A 6,564-nucleotide genomic window follows, 5' to 3' on the forward strand; every position below is an offset into this window, starting at 1 on the left:
CTCAGAAATGAAAATCCGCGACGCTGTTGCGCCGCCCGAGGGTGAAGGCATCGGCCACCAGAACCATGGGCGCAAGGTCTGCGTCCCGGTTTCCGCCGGAAACCAGCCTTGCCATCTGCGCATAAAGCGCGGGATATTCGCCCATGATGTCGTCGGCGCCCTGGACATGGCGGCCGTCGATTTCCAGCCGGTTGCCGCCCATGCGCAGCGCCATCCGGCCCCCGTCGGTCTGAAACTCCATGTCCCAGGTCTGCGGGCCTTCCTGGCGGAAGTCGAAATCGGCGTCGATGCCCTGGCTGAACCGCAACCGCGCCGCGATGGGTGCCTGGCGGTTGGCCGGAAAATCCAGGTCGGCGGACAGCAGGCGCACGGGCTGGGGCAGGATCGCGGTCAAGATCGACAGGGCGTTGATGCCGGGGTCGAAGACGCCCATGCCGCCGGCCTCGAAGATCCAGTCCTGGCCCGGATGCCACTTGCGCACGTCTTCCCGCCAGGTGATGCGGCCGTCCTGGACGGTCTTGTCCGCCAGCCAGTCGCGCGCGGCAGCCACGGCCATCGCCATGCGCGAATGCCATGTGGCATAGATGGTGACGCCCTGCCGTTCAGCCAGGTCGCATAGGGCGTGAACCTCGGCCAGGGTGGCGCCGGGGGGCTTTTCCAGCATCAGGTGACGGCCCGCACGCAGCACCGCCTGCGCCACCTCAAAGCGGGGAACGGGCGGCAGGCAGAGGCTGACCACCGGGATGTCGGGCCGCGCATCCAGCATGGCGCCGATGTCCGTGAAGGCCTCGACGCCATCGACCGTGCCCTTTCGGCTGACGGTCGCGGCCAGTTCCCAGTCGGGGCTGACATCAAGCGCCGGCACATGCTGGTCCAGCGCGATCTTCCCGATGCCGACTAACGCGATCTTCATCAGTGGCTGTCCCGTCCGACCGGATTGCCCCGGCAACCCTTGAGGAAGTCCAGATCCGCCCCGGTATCGGCCCCTTCCACATGCGCTTGGTGCAGCCAGGCATAGCCGCTGGTCGGCAATTCATGGCTGGGCTGCCAAGCGGCAAGGCGCGCGGCCAGTTCCGTATCAGGAATGTCCAGGTGCAGGCGGCGATTCGGCACGTCCAGTTCGATAATGTCGCCGTCGCGGACCACGGCCAGCGGACCGCCTGCCGCCGCCTCGGGCGAGGTATGCAGGACCACCGTGCCATAGGCCGTGCCCGACATGCGCGCGTCGGAAATCCGCACCATGTCCGTGATGCCCTTGCGCAGCACCTTGGGCGGCAGGCCCATGTTGCCCACCTCGGCCATGCCGGGATAGCCCTTGGGGCCACAGTTCTTCATCACCATGACGCAGGTCTCGTCGATATCCAGCGCCTCGTCCTCGATCCGGGCCTTGTAGTCGTCGATATCCTCGAAGACGACCGCGCGGCCGCGATGGACCAGCAGATGCGGGCTGGCGGCGGACGGCTTCAGCACCGCCCCCCTGGGCGCCAGGTTCCCGCGCAGCACGGCAATGCCGCCCTGGGCCATCAGCGGGCGGTCGGCGGGCAGGATCACGTCCTCGTTCCAGTTGACGACATCCTTGACCTCGTCCCAGATCGTGCTGCCGCTGACGGTCAGCGCGTCCTTGTGCAGCAGCCCGGCCTCGCCCAGGCGTTTCAGCACGACGGGCAGGCCGCCGGCATAGAAGAACTCCTCCATCAGGTATTGGCCCGACGGCATCAGGTTCACGATGGTCGCCACGTCGCGGCCGCAGCGGTCCCAGTCATCCAGCGTGATGTCCACGCCCACCCGGCCTGCGATGGCCAGCAGGTGGATCACCGCATTGGTGGACCCGCCGATGGCGCCGTTGGTGCGGATGGCGTTCTCGAAGGCAGCCCGCGTCATGATGTCCGAGGGCTTCAGGTCGTCCTTGACCATCTGCACGATGCGGCGGCCCGACAGTTGCGCCATCACGCGGCGGCGGCTGTCCACGGCGGGGATCGCGGCATTGCCCGACAGCGCCATGCCCAGCGCCTCAGCCATGCTTGCCATGGTCGATGCCGTGCCCATCGTGTTGCAGGTGCCGGTGGAGCGGGACATCGAGGCCTCGGCTTCCAGGAACTCCTCCTGCGTCATCTCTCCGGCCTTCACGGCCTCGGAAAACTTCCACAGATGCGTGCCGGAGCCGACCCGTTCGCCCCGGAAATATCCGTTCAGCATCGGCCCGCCGGTGACGACGATCGACGGGATGTCGGTCGAGGCCGCGCCCATCAGCAGGGACGGCGTGGTCTTGTCGCAGCCGACCAGCAGCACCGCGCCGTCGATGGGCTGGCCGCGCATCGTTTCCTCGACCGCAAGGGCGGCCAGGTTGCGGAACATCATCGCGGTCGGGCGGAAGGTGTTTTCGGATGCGGAAAAGACCGGAACCTCGACCGGGAAGCCGCCGGCTTCCCAGACGCCCGCCTTCACCTTTTCGGCCAGTTCGCGCAGATGGCCGTTGCAGGGGGTCAGGTCGGCCCAGGTGTTCATGATGCCGATCACGGGCCGCCCGTCGAACAGGTCATGGGGCCAGCCCTGGTTCTTCATCCAGCCGCGATGATAGATCGTGTCGCGCGAGGTGCCGCCATACCAGTGCTGGGAACGAAGCTGGCGGGGCCAGGGGGCGGGTTTGAACGTCATCTTGAGCCTCTAGAGAGTGGCGACGGCGACAGGGATTTCGCCGTTCTGCTGCTGGTCCAGCGGGTTGGACAGGGGCAGGCCGAAGTCGGGCGCCTCGATCTGGAAGACATCGCCCGTCTGCGCCTTGATCCCGTCCGCGAAGGACAGCGTCGCGGTGCCGAAGAAATGGACATGCACGTCGCCCGGCTGGCGGAACAGCGCATATTTGAAGTGGTGGTGTTCCAGGTTCGCCAGCGAATGCGACATGTTGGATTCGCCCGACAGGAAGGGCTTTTCCCAGATCGCCTGGCCGTCGCGCAGGATGCGGCTGGTCCCTTCGACATGCTGCGGCAGATCGCCCACCAGCATCTCGGGGCCGAAGCTGGCCGGGCGCAGCTTGGAATGGGCCAGCCACAGGTAATTGCCGCGTTCGGTCACATGGTCGGAAAACTCGTTCGCCAGCGCGAAGCCCAGGCGGAAGGGCGTGCCGTCCGGTCCGATCAAGTAAAGGCCCGCGATCTCCGGCTCCTCGCCTGCGTCCAGGGCGAAGCCCGGCGACACCAGGGCCGCGCCGGGGGCAATCGCGTTCACGCCATTGCCCTTGTAGAACCATTCGGGCTGAACGCCGGCGGCCCCGTTCTGCGGCTTGCCCCCTTCCAGCCCCATGCGGAACATCTTCATGCTGTCGGTCAGCGCCTCGGCGTCCGTCTTGGCATGCATCGAGTTGCGCGTGGCGGCGCTGCCCAAATGCGTCAGCCCGGTGCCGGTCAGGTGCAGATGCGCGGGATCGTCGTGGTCCAGCGGCAGCAGCACCCGGCCTTCGGCCAGGGCGGCGGCCAGATCGACGGCCTCGCCCTGCCCGCGCGCCTTCACCTCGGCCGCAAGGCCGTGGCCGGCGGCGATGGCGGCCAGGGCCAGATCGCGGGTGGAACGCGCACCCGGCACGATCCAGGCGCTGTCGTTTTCGCGTGCGGCGACAACCCGGTCCCCGCCGGGGCTTTTCAGTTGCGACAGAAACATGGTTCTAGCCTTGCTTGTTCTTGTTGTAGACGTCGAAGATCACGGCGGCCAGCAGTACCAGCCCCTTGATGACCTGCTGATAGTCGATGCCGATGCCCATGATCGACATGCCGTTGTTCATCACGCCCATGATCAGCGCGCCGACCACGACCCCGATGATCCGCCCCACCCCGCCCGACATCGAGGCGCCGCCGATGAACACGGCCGCGATCACGTCAAGCTCGAACCCGACGCCGGCCTTGGGGGTGGCGCTGTTCAGGCGGGCGGTGACGATCATCCCCGCCAGGGACGCCAGCACGCCCATGTTGACGAAGGTGAAGAAGACCAGCCGTTCAGTCTTGATGCCCGACAGCTTGGCTGCCTTCTCGTTCCCGCCAAGGGCATAGATGCGCCGCCCGGTCGTCGTGGATTCCGTGAAGAAGGCGTAAAGGACGATCAGCACCGACATGACCAGCAGCACGTTCGGCAGGCCCCGGAAGCTGGCAAGCTTCCAGCCCACGAACAGAAGCGCGACCACCACCACGGCATTGCGCGCCCAGAAGAAGCCCGCGGGCTCGGGGGTGATGCCGAACTCGGCCTCGCGGGCACGGGCGCGGACGCCGGTCCAGACGATCGCGGCGGCGGCCACCGCGACCAGGATCAGGGCGGTGAAGTTCGGCTTGTCGGGGCCGAACAGGTCGGGGATGAAGCCGGTGGACAGCGCCTGGAAGGACCGCTCGAACGGGCCGATGTTCTGGCCGCCCAGCAGCCACAGCGTCAGGCCGCGAAAGACCAGCATCCCGGCCAGCGTCACGATGAAGGAGGGGATGCGCCAATAGGCGATCCAGTATCCTTGGGCGGCGCCGATCAGCCCGCCCACCACCAGCACCATGGGGATCACCACCAGGACCGGCAGGCCCATCCGCACCATCAGCACGGATGCCACCGCGCCCGTGAAGGCCGCGACGGAGCCGACCGACAGGTCGATATGGCCCGCCACGATCACCAGAAGCATCCCCAGGGCCATGATGATGACATAGGAGTTCTGCAGGAACAGGTTGGTGATGTTCTGCGCCGACAGGAAGTCCACCCCCTGGGTCGCGCGCACGATCACGAAGAAGAACAGCACGATGGCGACAAGCGCCAGCATCATCCCGTTCTCGCGCAGATGGCTGCCCAGATGGGCGCCGATGCCTGTCGTGGCAGGCTTGTTGGTCTCGGCGGTGCTCATGCAGCCTCCCCCTTCATTCCGTCTTGCAGGATCAGGGCCATGATCCGTTCCTGGCTGGCCTGTTCACGGGTCAGCTCGCCGGCGATCCGGCCCTCGTTCATCACATAGATTCGGTCGCACATGCCCAACAGTTCCGGCATTTCCGAACTGATCATGACGACGCCATGGCCCTGGGCCGCAAGCTCGTTCATGATGTTGTAGATTTCGAACTTGGCGCCCACGTCAATGCCGCGGGTCGGTTCGTCCAGGATCAGCACCTTGGGATCGGTGAACAGCCACTTGGACAGCACGACCTTCTGCTGGTTGCCGCCCGACAGGTTCACGACCCGCTGGAAGACGCTGGGCGTGCGGATGTTCATGGCCTTGCGGTATTTCTCGGCCACCTGCTGTTCGCGGCCCCGCGACAGGACGGCCCCCTTGGCGACGCCTTCCAGGTTCGCAAGCGAGATGTTGCGCAGGATCGGCTCGTCCAGGATCAGGCCCAGGGCCTTGCGGTCCTCGGTCACATAGGCCAGCCCGGCGTCGATGGCCTTGGACACGGTGGACAGGTCCGGCGTGCCGCCCGCCAGGCTCACCTCGCCCCGGATGTCGCGGCCATAGCTGCGGCCGAACAGGCTCATGGCGAATTCGGTGCGCCCCGACCCCATCAGCCCGGCGATGCCCACGATTTCCCCCTTGCGGACGGTCATGGACACGTCGCGGATCACCTGGCGCGGCTGGTCCGGGTGCATCACCGACCAGTTGCGCACCTCCATCAGCACCTCGCCGATCCTGGGCGTGCGGTCGGGATAGCGATGCGCCATGTCGCGGCCGACCATGTCGCGGATGATGCGGTCCTCGGTGATCTCGGACCGGTCCAGGGTGGACACGGTGGACCCGTCGCGGATCACGGTCACGCGGTCGGCGACGCGGCGGATCTCGTTCAGCTTGTGGCTGATGATGATCTGGGTGACGCCCTGCCCCTTCAGTTCCAGCATCAGGTCCAGAAGCTTCTGGCTGTCGTTTTCCTGAAGCGCGGCGGTCGGTTCGTCCAGGATCAGCAGGCGCACGTTCTTGGCCAGCGCCTTGGCAATCTCGACAAGCTGCTGCTTGCCCACGCCCAGCTTTTCGACCTTGGTGGTCGGCGCCTCGGTCAGGCCGACCTTCTTCAGCAGGGTTTCGGTCTTCTGATAGGCCAGGGGCCAGTTGATCACGCCGCCCGTGGCGACCTCGTTGCCCAGAAACAGGTTTTCGGCCACGGACAGAAGCGGCACCAGGGCCAGTTCCTGGTGGATGATGACGATGCCCGCCTGTTCGCTGTCGCGAATGTCGCGGAACCGGGCGGGCTTGCCGTCATACAGGATCTCGCCGTCATAGCTGCCGTGCGGATAGACGCCCGACAGCACCTTCATCAGCGTGGACTTGCCCGCGCCGTTTTCCCCGCAGATCGCGTGGATTTCGCCTTCGCGGACCGACAGGTTCACGTTGCTCAGCGCCTTGACGCCGGGAAAGGTCTTGGTGATGCCCTGCATCTCAAGAATGGCTGTCATCGTGTTCCTCCGATCATGTGGGGTCCCGGCGCAAGCCGGGACCGCCGGTGATCACTTCAACTGGTCTTCGGTGTAATAGCCCGAATCCACCAGAACCTCTTTCCAGTTGTCGGCGGTGACCGAGACAGGCTCCAGCAGATAGGACGGTACGACCTTGACGCCGTTGTCATA

Annotated in this window: 5 protein-coding genes and 1 pseudogene; all 6 read right to left on the reverse strand. The window is 66.0% G+C overall.

Translation table 11 applies throughout. The features are described 5' to 3' along the window. Position 1: 1 nt before the first annotated feature. Positions 2-913, reverse strand: coding sequence for a Gfo/Idh/MocA family protein (locus CK944_RS04885; protein WP_103171908.1), 912 nt, complete (start codon positions 911-913; stop codon positions 2-4). After that, positions 913-2,655: an L-arabinonate dehydratase gene (gene araD, locus CK944_RS04890; RefSeq protein ID WP_103171909.1), complete on the reverse strand. Its 1,743-nt coding sequence runs from the start codon at positions 2,653-2,655 to the stop codon at positions 913-915. Before araD ends, CK944_RS04885 begins: the two co-directional genes overlap by 1 nt. A gap of 9 nt (positions 2,656-2,664) precedes the next feature. Continuing rightward, on the reverse strand, positions 2,665-3,654 hold the full coding sequence (araD1, locus tag CK944_RS04895; protein WP_103171910.1) for an AraD1 family protein: 990 nt from the start codon (positions 3,652-3,654) through the stop codon (positions 2,665-2,667). A 4-nt stretch (positions 3,655-3,658) separates the two neighbouring features. Continuing rightward, positions 3,659-4,864 (reverse strand): multiple monosaccharide ABC transporter permease, encoded by a 1,206-nt coding sequence (gene mmsB / locus CK944_RS04900; RefSeq protein ID WP_103171911.1) that lies wholly within the window; start codon positions 4,862-4,864, stop codon positions 3,659-3,661. Next, entirely contained in the window at positions 4,861-6,393 is a 1,533-nt protein-coding gene (mmsA, locus tag CK944_RS04905; RefSeq protein WP_103171912.1) for a multiple monosaccharide ABC transporter ATP-binding protein, read from the reverse strand. The genes mmsB and mmsA overlap by 4 nt, the downstream gene beginning before the upstream one ends. Positions 6,394-6,444: 51 nt before the next feature. Then, positions 6,445-6,564 (reverse strand): annotated as a pseudogene (locus CK944_RS04910) (sugar ABC transporter substrate-binding protein); the annotation flags it as partial.

Origin of the sequence: Paracoccus sp. SY, from assembly GCF_002901215.1 — a bacterium.
GTDB classification, from domain to species: domain Bacteria; phylum Pseudomonadota; class Alphaproteobacteria; order Rhodobacterales; family Rhodobacteraceae; genus Paracoccus; species Paracoccus acridae.